This is a genomic window from Azospirillum sp. HJ39 (assembly GCF_041507355.1).
Taxonomy (GTDB): Bacteria; Pseudomonadota; Alphaproteobacteria; order Azospirillales; family Azospirillaceae; genus Azospirillum; species Azospirillum thiophilum.
Genome location: NZ_CP167905.1, coordinates 970,836 through 988,195, shown reverse-complemented (window position 1 = coordinate 988,195; position 17,360 = coordinate 970,836). Strand labels below are relative to the sequence as shown.

Sequence of the window (17,360 nt, the reverse complement as noted above, 5' to 3'; positions counted from 1 at the left end):
GGTGAATGCCGGGCGCACGCGTCTGCCGCAAAGCCTGCCATAGCCTCCGGCCGTGCCGGGGCGTGGCATCCTGTCACTGCGCGGGCGCGCCGCACCTGTTCGAACACTCGCCGGACCCGGCGGGACGGCCGGCAAAATGATTTGCTTGGTCAACGAGTCTGTTGACAGCGCGCGGCATCGACCTTACCTTTACGTAAACGTTAAGGACGTGCATCGGAAGGAAGCGGCGTGGAGCGGAGTTCGATCGGCATCGGCGCGATGGAGCGGACGGAGGAGGGGAGTGCGGCGGCCGGCTGCGCCCCCATGCCCACGCCCCGGCTCGCAATCGGCGAACTGGCCGGGGAATTCGGCCTGACCCACCGCACCATCCGCCATTACGAGGACGAGGGGCTGCTGGCGCCGGAGCGGGTCGGCAATGCCCGCGTCTACGGCCACCGCGACCGTGCCCGGCTGGCGCTGATCTGCCGGGGCAAGCGGCTGGGTTTCAGCCTCGCCGAGATCAAGGATTTCCTGAACCTCTACGACACCGACGACGCCCAGGTCGAACAGATGCGCTACATGCGCAGCCTTGCGCGCCGCCGGATTTCCGCCCTCGAACAGCAGCTTGCCGACGTCCAGCAGACGCTGGCGGAGCTGTGCACCATCGACACCCAGATCTCCGAGCATCTTCGCCGCAACGGCATCACGGAGACGCAGGACATGGAGGAGAAGCACTCATGAAGTCGGTCGTCATCGCCGGTTACGCCCGTTCGCCCTTCGCCTTCGCCCACAAGGGCGAACTGACCAAGGTCCGCCCCGACGATCTGCTGGCCCGCGTCATCGCGGCGCTGGTTGAGCGCACCGGCCTGAAGACCGACGACATCGAGGACGTCATCGTCGGCTGCTCCTTCCCCGAGGGCGAGCAGGGGCTGAATGTCGCCCGCACCATCGCCTTCCTGGCCGGGCTGCCGCAGACTGCGGCGGCCACCACGGTCAACCGCTATTGCGGCTCGTCCATGCAGTCGATCCATCAGGCGGCGGGCGCAATCCAGATGGGGGCCGGCGAGGTCTTCGTCTGCGGCGGCATCGAATCGATGACCCGCGTGCCGATCATGGGCTTCAACCCGATGCCGAACCCGGCGCTGAAGGCGAGCTACCCGGAAGCCTATTGCTCGATGGGCGTCACCGCCGAGAATGTCGCCCGCAAATACGCCATCTCCCGCGCCGAGCAGGAGGCGCTGGCCGTCGCCTCCCACGCCAAGGCCGCCGAGGCGCAGGCCTCCGGCCGTCTGTCCGACGAGATCGTCGGCATCGAGACCCCGGCCGGTCTGGTCGACAGGGACGGCTGCATCCGCCCCGGCACCAGCGCCGACAGCCTGTCCGGCCTGAAGCCGGCCTTCACTGCCGACGGCACGGTCACCGCCGGCACCTCCTCGCCGCTGACCGACGGCGCCGCCGCCGTGCTGGTGACGACCGAGGAGTATGCCCGGGCCAACGGCCTGCCGATCCTGGCGAAGATCCGCTCGGTCGCCGTTGCCGGCTGCGCGCCCGACCTGATGGGGCTGGGGCCGGTCCCCGCGACCCGCAAGGCGCTGACCCGTGCCGGCCTGTCGATCGCCGACATCGACATCATCGAGATCAACGAGGCCTTCTCCTCCCAGGCCATCGCCTGCATGCGCGATCTCGACATCGACCCTTCCCGCATCAACCCGGACGGCGGCGCGCTGGCGCTCGGCCACCCGCTGGGCGCCACCGGCGCCCGCATCACCGGCAAGGCGGCCGCCCTGCTGAAGCGCGAGGGCAAGCAGTTCGCGCTGGCCACCCAGTGCATCGGCGGCGGCCAGGGCATCGCCACCATCCTGGAAGCGGTCTGACGACGGGATCGGGGAGGAAACGACCATGAAGATCGAACGCGCCGCCGTGATCGGTGCGGGCGTGATGGGCGCCGGCATCGCCGCCCATTTCGCCAACGCCGGCATCCCCTGCGTCCTGCTCGACATCCCCGCCAAGGAGGGTGCCGACCGCAGCGCCATCGCCAAGGGCGCGGTGGCGAAGATGCTGAAGACCGATCCGGCCCCCTTCATGCACCCGAAGAACGCCAGGCTCATCACGCCGGGCAATCTTGAGGATGACCTGAACCTGCTGGCCGACGTCGACTGGATCGTCGAGGCCATCGTCGAGAATCCGGCGATCAAGGCCGACCTCTACAAGCGCATCGATCCGGTGCGCAAGGCCGGGTCGGTGGTGTCGTCCAACACCTCGACCATCCCGCTGGCGGTGCTGACGGACGGGCAGGGCGAGCGGTTCCGCCGGGACTTCCTGATCACCCACTTCTTCAACCCGCCGCGCTACATGCGCCTGCTGGAGATCGTCGGCGGTCCCGACACCAGGGCGGACGCGCTGGCGGCCATCGCCGACGTCTGCGACCGCCGGCTCGGCAAGGGCGTCGTCCATTGCAAGGACACGCCGGGCTTCATCGCCAACCGCATCGGCGTCTTCTGGATCCAGTCGGCGGTGAATGCCGCGGTCGATCTGGGATTGACGGTGGAGGAGGCGGACGCCGTCGGCGGCCGTCCGATGGGCATCCCCAAGACCGGCGTGTTCGGCTTGGTGGATCTGGTCGGGCTCGACCTGATGCCGCACATCAACAAGAGCATGTCGGCCACCCTGTCGGCCGGCGACGCCTATCGCGGCCAGATGCGCGAGCACCCGGTCATCACCCGGATGATCGCGGAGGGCTACACCGGCCGCAAGGGCAAGGGCGGCTTCTACCGCATCAACAAGGCCGGCGGCGGTAAGGTCAAGGAGTCGGTCAATCTGCTGACCGGCGAATACGCACCCTCGGAGAAGGCCCGGCTCGACAGCGTCCAGGCTGCCAGCCGCGACCTGCGCAAGCTTTGCGAGCATCCGGACAAGGGTGGCCGTTTCGCCCGCCGCGTCCTGGCGCAAACGCTGGCCTACGCCGCCAGCCTGGTGCCGGAGATCGCCGACAGCATCGTCGCCGTCGATGAGGGCATGCGGCTCGGCTACAACTGGAAGCAGGGGCCGTTCGAGCTGATCGACCGTCTCGGCACCGGCTGGTTCGCCGAGCTGTGCCGGTCCGAGGGCATTCCGGTCCCGGCGCTGGTCGAGGCCGCGGCCGGCCGCCCCTTCTACCGGGTGGAGGACGGCAGGCTCCAGCACCTGACGACATCCGGGGTCTACGACACGGTGGTGCGTCCCGACGGCGTGCTGCTGCTGTCCGACATCAAGCGCGCCGCCGGCAAGCCGGTGTGGAAGAACGGCTCGGCCAGCCTCTGGGACATCGGCGACGGCGTGCTGTGCGTCGAGTTCACCAGCAAGATGAACGCGGTCGACGCCGACATCATGGCCGCCTACGAGAAGGCGATGCGTCTGGTCGGCGACGGCAAAGGCGATTGGAAGGCCCTGGTCATCCACAACGAGGCCGACAATTTTTCGGTCGGCGCCAATCTCGGCCTTGCCCTCTTCGCCCTGAACATCGGCCTGTGGCCGCAGATCGAGGAGATGGTGGAGGGCGGACAGCGCACCTACCGCGCGCTGAAATACGCGCCCTTCCCGGTGGTGGCGGCGCCCAGCGGCATGGCGCTCGGCGGCGGCTGCGAGATCCTGCTGCATTCCGACCATGTCCAGGCCCATGCCGAGACCTATGTCGGCCTCGTCGAGGTCGGCGTCGGCCTGATCCCGGCCTGGGGCGGCTGCACCGAGATGCTGGCCCGCCATCAGGCCAACCCCAAGGCCCCGCACGGACCGATGCCCGGCATCGCCAAGGCCTTCGAGATCATCAGCACCGCCACCGTCGCCAAGTCGGCGGCCGAGGCCAAGGAGCTGCTGTATCTGCGCGGCTCCGACGGCATCACCATGAACCGCGACCGCCTGCTGGCCGACGCCAAGGCCAAGGCGCTGGAACTGGCGGCGGGCTACTCCCCGCCGGAGAAGAGCACGGCCTATGTCCTGCCCGGTCCCAGCGCCAGGGCGGCGATGGAGCTTGCGGTGGAAGGCTTCGCCCTGCAGGGCAAGGTGACGCCGCACGACAAGGTGGTGTGCGCCGCCCTGGCCGAGGTGCTGAGCGGCGGCGAGGAGGCCGACATCTCCAAGCCGATCGGCGAGGACCATGTCCTGCGGCTGGAGCGCGAGGCCTTCATGGGTCTGGTGCGCACCGGCGGCACCATCGACCGGATCGAGCACATGCTGCTCACCGGCAAGCCGCTGCGGAACTGAGGGGGAGGAACGAGAGATGCCGATCTACAAGGCTCCGCTTGAGGATGTGCGCTTCGTCCTGGACGAGATCGTCGGGATGGACAAGCTGTCGGCCCTGCCGGGCTATGAGGACGCCACGCCCGAACTCGTCGGCCAGGTGCTGGAGGAGGGCGCCAAGCTGTGCGAGGAGGTGCTGTTCCCGCTGAACCAGTCGGGCGACGGCGAGGGCTGCCGCTTCGAGAATGGCGAGGTCCGCACGCCGGCAGGCTTCAAGCAGGCGTACGACACCTATATCGCCGCCGGCTGGCAGGGCCTTGCCTGCGACCCGGCCTATGGCGGGCAGGGGCTGCCGAAGCTGGTCAACATCATGCTGGAGGAGTTCATCTGCTCCGCCAACCTCAGCTTCGGCATGTATCCCGGCCTGTCGCTCGGCGCCTACAACGCGCTGTCGATGTACGGCTCGGACGAGTTGAAGCAGCGCTTCCTGCCGAAGCTGGTCGATGGCACCTGGTCCGGCACCATGTGCCTGACCGAGCCGCATTGCGGCACCGATCTCGGCATCATCCGCACCAGGGCGGTGCCCGACGGGGAGGGTGCCTACAAGATCACCGGCACCAAGATCTTCATCTCGGCCGGCGAGCATGACCTGACCGAGAACATCCTGCATCTGGTGCTGGCCCGCCTGCCCGACGCCCCGGCCGGAACCCGCGGCATCAGCCTGTTCCTGGTGCCGAAGTTCCTGCCGAACGAAGACGGCACGCCGGGCGCCCGCAACGGCGTCGCCTGCGGCTCCATCGAGCACAAGATGGGCATCAAGGCATCCTCGACCTGCGTCATGAACTTCGAGGACGCCACCGGCTGGCTGGTCGGCGAGCCGCACAAGGGCATGCGTGCCATGTTCGTTATGATGAACGCGGCCCGGCTGGCCGTGGGCATCCAGGGGCTGGGCTTGGCCGAGGTCTCCTACCAGAACGCCGTCAACTACGCCCGCGAACGGCTCCAGGGCCGGTCGCTGTCGGGGGTGAAGGCGCCGGACAAGCCGGCCGACCCGATCATCGTCCATCCCGACGTACGCCGGAACCTGCTGACCGCCCGCGCCTTCACCGAAGGGGCGCGTGCCCTGGGCGCCCTGACCGCCTACAAGCTCGACGTGGCGGAAAGGCATCCCGACGCCCGGACCCGCCGGGATGCCGACGAGTTCGTCCAGCTGATGACGCCGATCGTCAAGGCGCTGTTCACCGACATCGGCTTCGATGCGGCCAACATCGCCGTGCAGGTCCATGGCGGCCACGGCTTCATCTGGGAAACCGGCGTCGAGCAATATGTCCGCGACGCCCGCATCTGCCAGATCTACGAGGGCACCAACGGCATCCAGGCGCTCGACCTCGTCGGCCGCAAGCTGCCGCAGGACATGGGGCGCCTGCTGCGCCACTTCTTCCACCCGGTCGGCCGCGACATCGAGGCGGCGATGGAGAAGGACGAGCTGGGCGAGTTCGTCATGCCGCTGGCCAAGGCCTTCGCCAAGCTGCAGCAGGCGACCGCCCTGATCGCCCAGAAGGGACTGAAGAATCCGGAGGAGGCGGGGGCCGCCGCCAGCGACTATCTGCGCCTGTTCGGGCTGGTCGCGCTCGGCTGGAGCTGGCTGACCATGGTGGAGAAGGCGCAGGCCGGGCTCTCGGCCGGGACGGGCAACGCCGCCTTCTTTGATGCCAAGATCAAGACCGCGCGCTTCTACATGACCAAGCTGCTGCCCCAGGTGAACAGCCTGTTCATCACCATCGCCGCCGGAGCCGCTCCGCTGATGGAGCTGGAAGAGGCCGCCTTCTAGCAGACCCTGTGGCGGCACCTGTCCGTTGCACCCTCCGGGATGCACAACTCCAGGCCGGTCCAGCACCGTCAACGGTGCCGGGCCGGCCTCTTTTCATGCCTTGCGCACAGGATCAAGGGTGCATCCGCACAATGATCTAGAATTGTCATAAGTCTTTGGGAATATCGCCGATGGGCTGTGCCGGTACCGTCCGAACGGCATCCTGCATCGCAGCAAAAGTTAATTTTCGGTTGTCCGCTCTCTCCCCGGCGTGTTACATCTGAATAGAGATTACGTTCGGCCGGTGCCTGCTATATCCTTTGGATTTTAGGGAATATGCGGGTGGCGACAGCCCCCTCCTTTTATCACGTCCCTGGGGCGACTTTCGGAGGGCAGGCATGGTGCGGGAGTTTAAGCGATGAAAATCCTGATCGGTGATGATCACGTCCTGTTCCGGGAAGGTCTTCGCCGTCTGCTTGAGCAGCTTCGCGAAAATGCGACCTTTGCCGAGGCCAGCAATTTCGACGAGCTTCTGGACATGGCGGCGGTGAAGGATGAGGCCTACGACCTTGTTCTGACCGACCTGCGCATGCCGGGATGGCCCGGATTCTCCGGCATCGGCATGCTGCGCGACCGGCAGCCGAACGCCAAGGTGGTCGTCATCTCGGCGTCGGAGGCGCAGACCGACGTGCGGGAGGCGCTGGAGAACGGTGCCGCCGGCTACATCCCGAAATCGTCCAGCGTGAAGATCATGCTGAGCGCGCTCGACCTGATCTTCTCCGGCGGCGTCTATGTCCCGGCGACGGTCCTGCGCGAGGGGATCGAAGGCGACCAGCGCGGTGGCGGATCGGTGATGCCGCCGTCCGACCCGCAGCTGGAACAGTTGCTGACCCAGCGTCAGCGCGAGGTTCTGGACCGTCTGCGCGAAGGCAAGTCGAACAAGCAGATCGCCCACGAGCTTGGGCTGTCCGAGGGGACCGTGAAGATCCACATGACCGCGATCTTCAAGTCGCTGGGCGTGCGCAACCGCACCCAGGCGGCGATGGCCTTTCCGCAGTCGCACTCGGCCTGAGCCGGCCTCGCCCGATCCGAAATGCAAAGAACCCGCCGGAGCAGTCCGGCGGGTTCTTTGCATTTCGGGCCTCGCGGCTCGATCCGTCCTGCCTTGCGGCTCATCCCATCCCGGCGACATAGCCGCGCAGCGATTCGACCTCCAGTTCGGCGTCATCGATGCGGGCCTTCACCACGTCGCCGATGCTGATGACGCCGATCACCCGGCCGGCCTCGACGATGGGGACGTGGCGGATGCGCCGTTCGGTCATCACCGCCATCATGTCGGCCACGGTGTCGGTGGGGGCGGCGGTGATGAGCTCGCGCGTCATCAACTCGGCGGCCGGGCGGTCGAGGGCCGCGGCGCCATCGCGGGCGATGGCCCGGACGACATCGCGTTCCGACAGGATGCCGACCGGCTGCCCGTCCTCGGCCAGCACCAGCACGGCGCCGATCCGGTGCTCGGTCAGCAGGCGGGTGACGGCGGCCACCGTGTCGGCCGGTGCGGCGGCGACGATCCGGTTGCCCTTGCGCTTCAAAACGGCTGCGACATGCATGGCGGTATGGCCCCTCTTCCGATGAACCCGATACTGGAATCATGGGGATGACCGTACAATCCGCAAGGCGATGGGATAAAAGAAAAGGCGGCCTCCCCCGGATGGGGAAGGCCGCCTGCGAGGTGTCCGGGACGGATCCCGAAGCCCGTTCTTAGAAGCGGTAGCCGATGCCGACGCCGACCAGCCACGGATCCAGCGTGACCTTCGAGGTGACCGGCAGCGCGCCGTTGACGGTGGCGGTGACGTCGGTCTTCAGGAAGATCTTCTTGACGTCGACGTTCAGCGACCAGTTGCCGGTCAGCGCCACATCGACACCGGCCTGCAGGGCCCAGCCGAAGCGGTTCTTGTACTCGACGTCGGTGATGCGCAGGCCGGCCGGGTTCGGGTTGTTGGCCGCGTCCTCGTTGTAGAACAGGGTGTAGTTGATGCCGGCGCCGACATACGGGCTGATGCGCTCCTTCGGCATGAAGTGGTACTGCAGCGTCAGGGTCGGCGGCAGCAGGGACACCTTGCCGATCTCGATGCCGCCACCCAGCGCGGACGCCAGGTTGCCGTGGACCTTGTGGCGGCTGGTGCCGGCGATCAGCTCGGCCGCGATGTTGTCGGTGAAGAAGTAGGAGAAGTCGACTTCGGGGATGTAGTCGTTGCCGACCCTGGCCTTCCCGATGTCACCCAGCGCGCTGTTGTTCAGGGTGCCCTTTTCCTGCGGCAGCACGGCCAAGCCGCGCGCACGGACGACGATGTCGCCGGCCGACTTGCCCTTGAAGTCCTGGGCAAGCGACGGGGAAGCGATGGCGACGAGGGCCGAGGTCGCCAGCAGGGCGGCGGCGGCGCGCGACAGGATGCTCATGGGGTCTGCTCCAGGCAATGCGTTGTTTCTGTTCTGTGGCATCAGCCGATGGAGGTATTACCAGACCCGGAGTAAGGGTACTAGGGGGGCACAACCGATCCTCGCCCGATGCAGCAGCTCTGCAACAGTGACGAGTTGTCGCATGGACAATGAAATCAAGGAGTTGGCTTGATGGCCCGCTGTGGAATCAGCGCCACGCAGTTCTGGACGATGGCATAGCACTGTCCAAGTCGCGCGCTTCCGCCGGATGCACCGCCATAGACCACGCGCTCGACCACGCCGTTTCTCAAGCTGAAGGTTGCTTCGCAGTCATAGCTGCTGACTTCGTAGCCATAGCCCGCTCCGCCATAGCCGTAACCGTAATACGGCCAGCCCCAGCCGCCGCCGTAATAGCCCAGCGGCGGCGGGCTGGGGTAGGAGACGAGGCGGGAACTGCGGTAGGTGAAGAATTCCCGGTTGTCGACGGCGGCCTGCCGTTCGGGAACCCCGGCGCAGGACAGCAGCGTCTCCTTGGGCATGCCGATCAGCGCGGTCTGCGCGACCAGCGCCTCGTCGGCCGCCGGATTGGCGCAGCCGGCGAGCGCGGCGGCTGCGGCCAGCGCCGCGACGGCGAGCGAGCGGCGCATCGCGCGATCCTTCATGCTTCGACGCGTGGTCATGGCATGCCCTCCTTGGTCACCGCTGCCGGGCGGGCGACAGGTCGGCCTCCGACACCCCAAGCGCCCGCACATCGTCCGGCAGGCCCCGGCCGGACGCCAGCCCGGCAGCCACCCGGCCCATGGCCGGAGCCGTCTGGATGCCGTAGCCGCCCTGGCCGGCCAGCCAGAAGAAGCCGTCCGCGTCGGGCGCGAATCCGACCACCGGCACCTTGTCTGCCACGAAGCTGCGCAGGCCGGCCCAGCGATGCGCCAATCTGCGAACGGAAAAGCGCGATGCTTGTTCCAGCCGGTCCACCGTTTCGGCGACGTCGATGTCCTCCGGCTGCACGTCGCAGGGGGCGACCGGGGTCTGGTCGGCGGGGGAGGCGAGCAGGCGCCCGGCGTCCGGCTTGACGTAGAAGGTCTCGGCCACGTCCGTCACCATCGGCCAGCTGTCGAGTCCCTGCTTGTCGGCCGGATCCTCGAACACCGGATCGAAGGTGATGGCGGTGCGGCGCTTCGGCACCAGCCCGACGGCGGCAACGCCGGCCAGCGCCGCCAGCTCGTCCGCCCAGGCCCCGGCGGCATTCACCAGCACCGGCGCGGCGAACGCCCCGGCCGCGGTGTCAGCCACCCACAGCCCGTCGCGGCGCTCCAGCCCGCGCACGCCGGCATCCGTCACCACCCGGCCGCCGCGCGCCTTCAGCCCGCGCAGATAGCCCTGGTGCAGGGCATGGACGTCGATGTCGCGCGCCTCGGGCTCCCACACGCCGCCGGCGGCGTAGTCCGGGCGCAGGAAGGGGGCGCGGGCCAGCACCTGCGCCCTGTCGAAGCGTTCGACCGAGGGGGTGAGGCGCCGGCCCTCCTGGTATTCCGAATCCAGCCGGTCCGTCTCATGGTCGCGGCCGACGATCAGCACGCCGCGCGGGGTCAGCAGGGCGTGGTCGGCGAAGCCGGCGGGCGGGTCGGTGTAGAAGTCCCAGCTGGCGACCGTCAGGGCACGGATCGGCGCCGGGCCGTAGGTTTGGGTGTAGAGCGCAGCCGAGCGGCCGGTCGAATGATAGCCGGGCTGCGATTCGCGCTCCAGCACCAGCACCCGGCCTTGCGCCGCCAGCTCATACGCGGCGGACGCGCCGGCGATGCCGGCCCCGACCACCAGGAAATCGACCCGCTCCACGTTCAACGCTCCTCGGCGAATTTTTTCGGCCGCCTACGGCACGGCGGCGCTTTGGCTTGGCATGTGATCGGGCAGGGCCACCATTTCAAGGATCAATTTCTGCCGCAGGGCTGCGATGAAACTGTCCTGGTCCATGGCGCTCTTCACGAAGCTGCCGGGGCCGCCGATGACGTTCTCCTCGAAATACTCCTCCAGCCAGGGGAATTCGTCGAGGATGGCGAGGCCGTTGACGACGATGCCGCGCCGCGTCACCCGGTCGCGCGCCTCCGCCGGGTCGATGCCGCCGTTGGAAAAGCCGTTGGAGATCAGGTCGATCACCTGCCGCGGCGCCTTGCCGCCACGGTCGAACAGCCTGGCGGCCTCGACGATCGCGCTGCCGATGGCGGTGGAGTCGCCCTGGAAGCCGCGGGGCAGGGCATCGATGCGCTCGGCGAGCCGCCCGGCATCCTCCGGCTTCGCCAGCCGGGTCCAGGGGATCAGCACCCGCAGGCTGTTCGGGCCGGAATAGGCGGCCAGCGTCACGAGGGCGCCCGCGGATGCAAGCGCGTCGGCCACCGCCGGGTCGCGGAAGGCGGCGGCGTGGCCCTGCAGCTGGAACTCCAGATCGCCGGTGGTGATGGAGGCCGAGCCGTCGAGCGCCAGCACCAGCGCCACCCCTGCCTTCCCGTCTGCGGCTTTCCCGCCCGCGGTTTCCGCCGCCCGGGCGGCGGCGCCCATCGAAGAACCGGCCATCGTCAGAAGCACGAGCAGGGCGGACAAGACGGCACGCGGCATTCCGGCACTCATTCCATCGTCAGACATGCGCCAGGGCGTGACGCACCACCTTCACCATCACCGACGGCAGCGCGTGATCGCCCAGCCGGTCGAGCGGCACCCAGTTGCCGTCCGCCCGCCGCCAGTCGGCGCCGGCCTGCGCGGCGACCACCTCAAGCTCCAGGTGAAAATGGGTGAATGTATGGCGGACGAGGCCGGGCAGCCGGCGCCAGCGGGCGGCGAGCGGCTGCTGCGCCGTCACCGCCGCGTCGCCGGGCAGCTCAGGCCCCCAGCCGGTCGACGGCACCTCGGCCATGCCGCCCAGCAGCCCTTCCTCCGCCCGGCGCCGCAGCAGCACGGCGCCCTCGGGGTTCAGCAGCCAATAGGCGACGCCGCGCCGGGTCGGCTTCTCCGCCTTGGCGGTCTTGCGCGGCAGGCTCTCGGCGATGCCGGCGGCGCGCGCCTCGCAATGGGCCGCCCAGGGGCACAGCATGCATTTGGGCTTGCGCGGGGTGCAGACGGTTGCGCCCAGATCCATCATCGCCTGGGCATAGTCGCCGGGGCGGAAGTCGGGCGTCAGGGTGGCGGCCAGCCGCCGCAGGGTCGGCTTGGCGCCGGGCAGCGGCTCCTCCACGGCGAAGATGCGGGCGATCACCCGCTCGACATTGCCGTCCACCACGGTCGCCTTGCGGCCGAAGGCGATGGCGGTGATGGCCGCCGCGGTGTAGGCGCCGATGCCCGGCAGCTCCAGCAGCGCCACCTCGTTGTCCGGGAAACGGCCGGCATGCCCGTCCGCCGCCCCATCCGCCACCACGCGGGCGCATTTGTGCAGGTTGCGCGCCCGCGCGTAGTAGCCGAGCCCGGCCCAGGCGACCAGCACGTCGTCCAGCGGCGCGTCGGCCAGGTCGCGCACGGTCGGCCAGCGCTCGGTGAAATTGCGGAAGAAGGGGGCCGCGGCGGGAACCGTCGTCTGCTGCAGCATGATCTCCGACAGCCAGACCCGGTAGGGGTCGGCGGTCTCGCCCGGTCTGGCACGCCAGGGCAGGTCGCGGCGGTGGCGGTCGTACCAGTCCAGCAGCAGCCGGGCGGCCGTCTCGGGGTCTGGTGCGGTGGAGGCTCGATTGTCGGAATTTGGAATCATGGTCGGGAAGAAATAGAGGGTCCGGAGCGTCTGGGGAAGGGAGAGGGCCCGGCGAGCAGGGGCATCGGACCGGTGCGGTGCTGGGCATCGGCCCGGGCTTGCGCTAGGGTGCCGCCAACCCACATGACCCGGAACCCGTCCGCCAAGGCCGGGGCGCCGCACAGGAGCGATCGCAGAGCATGAACGGACCCCGTCGCATCGGCCAATCCGTGCCGGACGTCGCCGGCAAGGTGCTGGGCAAGCGCGGGCTTGCCTTCGGCGCGCTGATCACCGACTGGCCGTCCATCGTCGGGCAGCAGCTGTCGCTGCGCACCGCCCCCGACAAGCTCAGCTTCCCCCGCGGCAAGCGCGAGGAGGCGACCCTGCACATCCGCGCCATGGGAGCCATCGCGCTCGAACTCCAGCATCTGGAGCCGCAGATCATCGAGCGGATCAACGGCTTCTTCGGCTATCGCGCGGTGGCCAGGATCAAGCTGATCCATGCCGCCTTGCCGTCGGCCCCGTCGCCGGTGGTGCGTCCGCGCGCCTTGACGATGGACGAGGAGATCGGCATCACCGCCACCACCGCGGCCGTCGAGGACGAGGAGCTGCGCGCCACGCTGGAACGCTTCGGCCGCTCGCTGATGGCCCGTCCGAAGAGATCCCCTCCTCCCAGGGGGTGAGGGGCAATTCCGGGCACCGCGCTGGACGCGCCGGGACATCATTGTCTATACATCAACATCTTGTAGGGATGAGGGCAAAGTGAACCGCAAAATTTTGGGACGCAGGAATTTCGGGCTGGCCGGTCTTCTGGCCGTCGGCGTCACCGCCGCGTTCGGCACCGCCCTGACCGTGGCCCCGTCGGCCGCGCAGGCCGCGGCGACCCTGCCGCCGGTGTCGGAGATGATGGCCGACCGCGTGCTCGGCGATCCCAAGGCGCCAGTGACGATCCTCGACTATTCGTCGATGACCTGCCCGCACTGCGCCCATTTCCACGTCGATGTGCTGCCGAAGATCAAGGAGGCCTACATCGACACCGGCAAGGTCAAGCTGATCTTCCGCGACTTCCCCTTCGACCAGGCGGCGCTGAGCGCCAGCATGCTGGCCCATTGCGCGCCGGCCGAGCGCTACTACCCGCTGACCGACGTGCTGTTCAAGAGCCAGTCGACCTGGAGCCGCGCGTCCGACCCGACCAAGGCGCTGGCCCAGTACGGCAAGCTGGCCGGCATGAGCCAGGAGACCATCGACGCCTGCTTCGCCAGCAAGGAGCTGGCCGACGCCATCCTGAACAGCCGCCTGACCGGCCAGAACCAGCACAAGGTCGAGGCGACCCCGACCTTCATCCTGAACGACGGCAAGGCCCGCGTCGACGGCGCCCAGTCCTTCGAGGAGTTCTCCAAGGCGATCGACAAGCTGCTTAAGTAAGTCTGTCTGCACGGTTCGTATCAGTTATCGCCCCCTCCCCGGCCCTCCCCCGCTCTCAGCGGACCTACGGTCCGCCTGTCGCGTCAGCACAAACCGCAGGTTTGTGCGAGAGCTTCGCGGGAAAGGGTGCCTTATGCGAAGCGGCGGCAGTCCCCTCTCCCGCGAAGCGGGGGAGGGTTAGGGAGGGGGCAGCCGTCACCCGACGACGTCACCCCCTAAAGCCCAGCACATCGAAGGTTCTTATCCCAGTGCAGTTCACGCGTCTCCGCCTGTCGGGCTTCAAGTCTTTCGTCGATGCCACCGAGCTGGTCATCGAACCCGGCATGACCGGCATCGTCGGTCCAAACGGCTGCGGCAAGTCCAATCTGGTCGAGGCGCTGCGCTGGGTGATGGGCGAGACGTCGGCCAAGCGCATGCGCGGCGACGACATGGACGACGTCATCTTCGGCGGCACCTCCAGCCGCCCGGCCCGCAATCTGGGCGAGGTGACGCTGGCGGTCGACAACCGCTCGCGCACCGCCCCGGCCGGCCTCAACGAGCATGACGAGCTGGAGATCACCCGGCGGATCGAACGCGGCTCCGGCTCCGACTACCGCGTCAACGGCAAGCTGGTGCGGGCGCGCGACGTGCAGCTGCTGTTCGCCGACAACGCGTCGGGCGCCGGCTCCCCGGCGCTGGTCAGCCAGGGCAAGGTCGCGCAGATCATCTCCGCCAAGCCGCAGGACCGCCGCGCCCTGCTGGAGGAGGCCGCCGGCATCACCGGCCTGCATTCCCGCCGGCACGAGGCCGAATTGCGGCTGAAGGGGGCGGAAACCAACCTGACCCGCCTCGATGACGTGATCGGGGCGATGGACACCCAGCTGCAGAGCCTGAAGAAGCAGGCGCGGCAGGCCGCCCGCTACCGCAACCTGTCCGACCAGATCCGCAGGGCCGAGGCGGTGCTGTGGCATCTGCGCTGGCTGGCGGCGCAGGAGGAGCGCGCCCGTGCCCATGCCGCCTTCGCCACCGCTGAGGCCGGGGTGCGCGACCGCATGCTGGCGGTCAACCAGCTGGCCGCCCGCCGGACCGAGGCCGCCGCCGGGCTGCCCGACATCCGCCAGGGCGAGGCGCGCGCCGCGTCGGCGCTGCAGCGGCTGGTGATCGCCCGCGAACAGCTCGACGCCGAGGAGAAGCGAGTCGCCGACCAGCAGCGGGCGCTGGACTCCCGACTGCGCCAGATCGCCGGCGACCTCGGCCGCGAGGAGGCGCTCGCCGCCGATGCTGGCGAGGCGCTGGCCCGGCTGGAGGCCGAGCGCGACCGCCTGACCGCGGCACAGGCCGACGAGGAGATGCTGGAGGAGGCCGCCGCCGACGCGCTGGCCGATGCGCGCGAGCAGGTCGAGGCGCTCGACGGCGAGCTGACCCGCCTGACCGAGGCGGTCGCCATCGACGAGGCCCGCCGCGCCGCCACCCAGCGTCAGGCCGCCGAACTGGAGAACCGTGCGGCCACCCTTGCCAAGCGGCTGGCCGAGCAGCAGGCCCAGCGCGCCGCGCTGGAGGCCGAGATCGCCGCCCGCGCCGACCTGTCGGAGGCCGAACTGGCGGTCGAGCTGGCCGAACAGCGGCTGGAGCAGGCCCGCGACGCCGCCGAGGCCGCCGAGCAGGCCAAGGCCGATGCCGAGCCGGCGCAATCCCGGGCGCGGGAGGCGCTGTCTGCCGCCGACTCGGCCGGTGCCCGGCTGCGCGCCGAGGAACGGGCGCTGGCGGAATTGCTGGAGGCCGGGGCCGGCGGACCCTTCCCGCCGCTGGTCGATGCGGTGACGGTGTCGCCCGGCTATGAGGGCGCCTTGGCCGCCGCCCTTGGCGACGCGCTGACCGCTCCGCTGGACGAGGCCGCGCCGGTGCATTGGCGCACGCTGCCCGGCTATCAGGCCGTCGCGCCGCTGCCGGGCGGGGCCGAGCCGCTGTCGATGCGGGTGGAGGGGCCGTCGGCCGCCGCCCGCGCGCTGGCCCATGTCGGGGTGGTCGCCGATGCCGCCGCAGGGGCGGCTCTGGCCGCCGGGCTGGCGCCCGGGCAGATCCTGGTCAGCCGCGACGGCGGGGCGTGGCGCTGGGACGGGCTGACGGTGCAGGCCGGAGCGCCGACCGCCGCCGCCATCCGCCTGAAGCAGCGCAACCGGCTGGCAGAGCTGCGCGTCGAGCTGGAGCTTGCCGAGGAGCGGGTGGAGCTGGCGCGCGAAGGGCTGGAGACCGCCCGGCGGGCGGTGGAGGAAGCCGCCCAGGCCGACCGCCGCGCCCGCGACGCCGTGCGCGAGGGCTTCGCCGCCGTGAGTGCCGCGCGCGACCGTCATGCCAAGCTGGCGCGCGAGGCCGACGCTGCGTCCTCCCGCCTCGCCGCCCTGGTCGAGGCGCTTGAGCGCCTTGCCGCCGACGAGCGCGAGGCGGCGTCCCGCCGCGACGAGATGCTGGAGCTGCTCGACTCCTTGCCCGACCCGCGCGAGGGGCGCGAGCGGGTGAACGAGCGGCGTGCCGCCCTGGCCGAGCGCCGCGCCGTGCTGTCCGAGCGGCAGAACGCCCTCGACCGCCTGACCCGTGAGGCGCAGGCGCGACGCCAGCGTCTGGCCGCGATCCAGGCCGAAACCGCCTCCTGGGACACCCGCTCCGCCGGGGCCGGCGGCCGGCTGGCGGAGCTGCGCCAGCGGGCAGGGGAGGCGGACGGCGAGATCGCCACGCTGTCCGGCCGCCCGGCGGAGATCGCGGCGGAGCGACAGGATTTGCTCGACCGCATCGCGGTGGCCGAGCGCGAGCGCAAGCGTGCCGCCGACGCGCTGGCCGACGCCGAGGCCCGGCTGGCCGCGACCGAGCGGGCGCTGCACGATGCCGAAGCGGCGCTGGCCGACGGCCGCGAGGCCCGCGCCCGTGCCGAGGCGGCTGTGTCGGCCGCCCTCCAGCAGGAACGCACCTTGACCGAGCGCATCGCCGAACGGCTGGAGTGCCGGCCGGAGGACACCCGCGCCGCTGCCGACCTCGACCCCGCCGAACCGATGCCCGAGCCGGGCGCGGTCGAGTCCCGGCTCGACAAGCTGACGCGCGAGCGCGAGGGTATGGGGCCGGTCAACCTGCGCGCCGAGATCGAGGCGGCCGAGCTGGAGGCGCAGATCGGCGGCCTGCATGGCGAGCGCGAGGATCTGACCGCCGCCATCGCCCGGCTGCGCCAGGGCATTTCCGGCCTGAACCGCGAGGCGCGCGAACGGCTCGTCGCCAGCTTCGACATCGTCAACCGCGATTTCCAGGAGCTGTTCACCCGCCTGTTCGGCGGCGGCAAGGCCCATCTGGAGTTGGTGAATGCCGAGGATCCGCTGAATGCCGGGCTGGAGATCTATGCCAGCCCGCCTGGCAAGAAGCTACAGGTGCTCTCACTGCTGTCGGGGGGCGAGCAGGCGCTGACGGCCTTGTCGCTGCTGTTCGCCGTCTTCCGCTCGAACCCGGCGCCGATCTGCGTGCTGGACGAGGTCGACGCCCCGCTGGACGAGGCCAATGTCGGCCGCTTCTGCGATCTGGTGGAGGACATCGCCCGCCAGGGCGACACCCGCTTCCTGATCATCACCCACCACCGCCTGACCATGGCCCGCGTCGACCGGCTGTTCGGCGTCACCATGGTCGAGCGCGGCGTGTCGCAACTGGTCAGCGTCGACCTGAGCCGGGCGGAGGAATTGCGCGGGGTGGCGTAAGGGGGGTATCGGCTTCGATTGCCCCCACCCCAACCCTTCCCCGCTCTCAGCGGACCTATGGTCCGCCTGCCGCGTC

14 protein-coding genes are annotated in these 17,360 nt (G+C 69.7%); 8 read left to right on the top strand and 6 right to left on the bottom strand.

Annotated elements, in window-relative coordinates:
- Positions 1-228 precede the first annotated feature (228 nt).
- The 5 genes from ABMY26_RS04855 (at position 229) to ABMY26_RS04835 (ending at position 7,076) form a co-directional block, all read left to right on the top strand.
- Positions 229-720, top strand: coding sequence for a MerR family DNA-binding transcriptional regulator (locus tag ABMY26_RS04855; RefSeq protein ID WP_372394362.1), 492 nt, complete (start codon positions 229-231; stop codon positions 718-720).
- Positions 717-1,853: an acetyl-CoA C-acyltransferase gene (locus tag ABMY26_RS04850; RefSeq protein ID WP_372394361.1), complete on the top strand. Its 1,137-nt coding sequence runs from the start codon at positions 717-719 to the stop codon at positions 1,851-1,853. Before ABMY26_RS04855 ends, ABMY26_RS04850 begins: the two co-directional genes overlap by 4 nt.
- A 25-nt stretch (positions 1,854-1,878) precedes the next feature.
- Complete coding sequence (locus ABMY26_RS04845; RefSeq protein ID WP_372394360.1) at positions 1,879-4,218, top strand: 3-hydroxyacyl-CoA dehydrogenase NAD-binding domain-containing protein; 2,340 nt, start codon at positions 1,879-1,881, stop codon at positions 4,216-4,218.
- A gap of 16 nt (positions 4,219-4,234) precedes the next feature.
- The gene (locus tag ABMY26_RS04840) at positions 4,235-6,025 is read left to right on the top strand and encodes an acyl-CoA dehydrogenase C-terminal domain-containing protein (RefSeq protein ID WP_372394359.1); all 1,791 of its coding nucleotides are present in this window, start codon (positions 4,235-4,237) and stop codon (positions 6,023-6,025) included.
- A gap of 397 nt (positions 6,026-6,422) precedes the next feature.
- Positions 6,423-7,076 carry a response regulator gene (locus ABMY26_RS04835; protein ID WP_372394358.1) on the top strand — a complete coding sequence of 218 codons (654 nt, stop codon included), beginning with the start codon at positions 6,423-6,425 and terminating at the stop codon, positions 7,074-7,076.
- 100 nt (positions 7,077-7,176) lie between these two features.
- On the opposite strand, the gene ABMY26_RS04830 is transcribed toward ABMY26_RS04835, so the two are convergent.
- From ABMY26_RS04830 to mutY, 6 genes are all read right to left on the bottom strand, one after another.
- Positions 7,177-7,611, bottom strand: a complete 435-nt coding sequence (locus ABMY26_RS04830) for a CBS domain-containing protein (RefSeq protein ID WP_372394357.1) — start codon at positions 7,609-7,611, stop codon at positions 7,177-7,179.
- A 151-nt stretch (positions 7,612-7,762) separates the two neighbouring features.
- On the bottom strand, positions 7,763-8,461 hold the full coding sequence (locus tag ABMY26_RS04825) for an OmpW family protein (protein WP_372394356.1): 699 nt from the start codon (positions 8,459-8,461) through the stop codon (positions 7,763-7,765).
- Positions 8,462-8,616: 155 nt separating this feature from the next.
- The gene (locus ABMY26_RS04820) at positions 8,617-9,120 is read right to left on the bottom strand and encodes a hypothetical protein (RefSeq protein ID WP_372394355.1); all 504 of its coding nucleotides are present in this window, start codon (positions 9,118-9,120) and stop codon (positions 8,617-8,619) included.
- A gap of 16 nt (positions 9,121-9,136) precedes the next feature.
- Entirely contained in the window at positions 9,137-10,276 is a 1,140-nt protein-coding gene (locus ABMY26_RS04815; RefSeq protein ID WP_372394354.1) for an NAD(P)/FAD-dependent oxidoreductase, read from the bottom strand.
- Positions 10,277-10,309: 33 nt separating this feature from the next.
- Positions 10,310-11,050 (bottom strand): DUF1194 domain-containing protein, encoded by a 741-nt coding sequence (locus tag ABMY26_RS04810; protein ID WP_372394353.1) that lies wholly within the window; start codon positions 11,048-11,050, stop codon positions 10,310-10,312.
- 19 nt (positions 11,051-11,069) lie between these two features.
- A complete protein-coding gene (mutY, locus tag ABMY26_RS04805; RefSeq protein WP_372394352.1) occupies positions 11,070-12,170 on the bottom strand; it encodes an A/G-specific adenine glycosylase in 1,101 nt (366 codons plus the stop codon).
- A 179-nt stretch (positions 12,171-12,349) separates the two neighbouring features.
- On the opposite strand from mutY, the gene ABMY26_RS04800 reads away from it, so the two are divergent.
- From ABMY26_RS04800 to smc, 3 genes are all read left to right on the top strand, one after another.
- Entirely contained in the window at positions 12,350-12,832 is a 483-nt protein-coding gene (locus tag ABMY26_RS04800) for a DUF721 domain-containing protein (RefSeq protein WP_372394351.1), read from the top strand.
- A 79-nt stretch (positions 12,833-12,911) separates the two neighbouring features.
- Positions 12,912-13,574: a DsbA family protein gene (locus ABMY26_RS04795; RefSeq protein ID WP_372394350.1), complete on the top strand. Its 663-nt coding sequence runs from the start codon at positions 12,912-12,914 to the stop codon at positions 13,572-13,574.
- Positions 13,575-13,822: 248 nt separating this feature from the next.
- Complete coding sequence (gene smc, locus ABMY26_RS04790) at positions 13,823-17,284, top strand: chromosome segregation protein SMC (protein WP_372394349.1); 3,462 nt, start codon at positions 13,823-13,825, stop codon at positions 17,282-17,284.
- Positions 17,285-17,360: the final 76 nt, after the last annotated feature.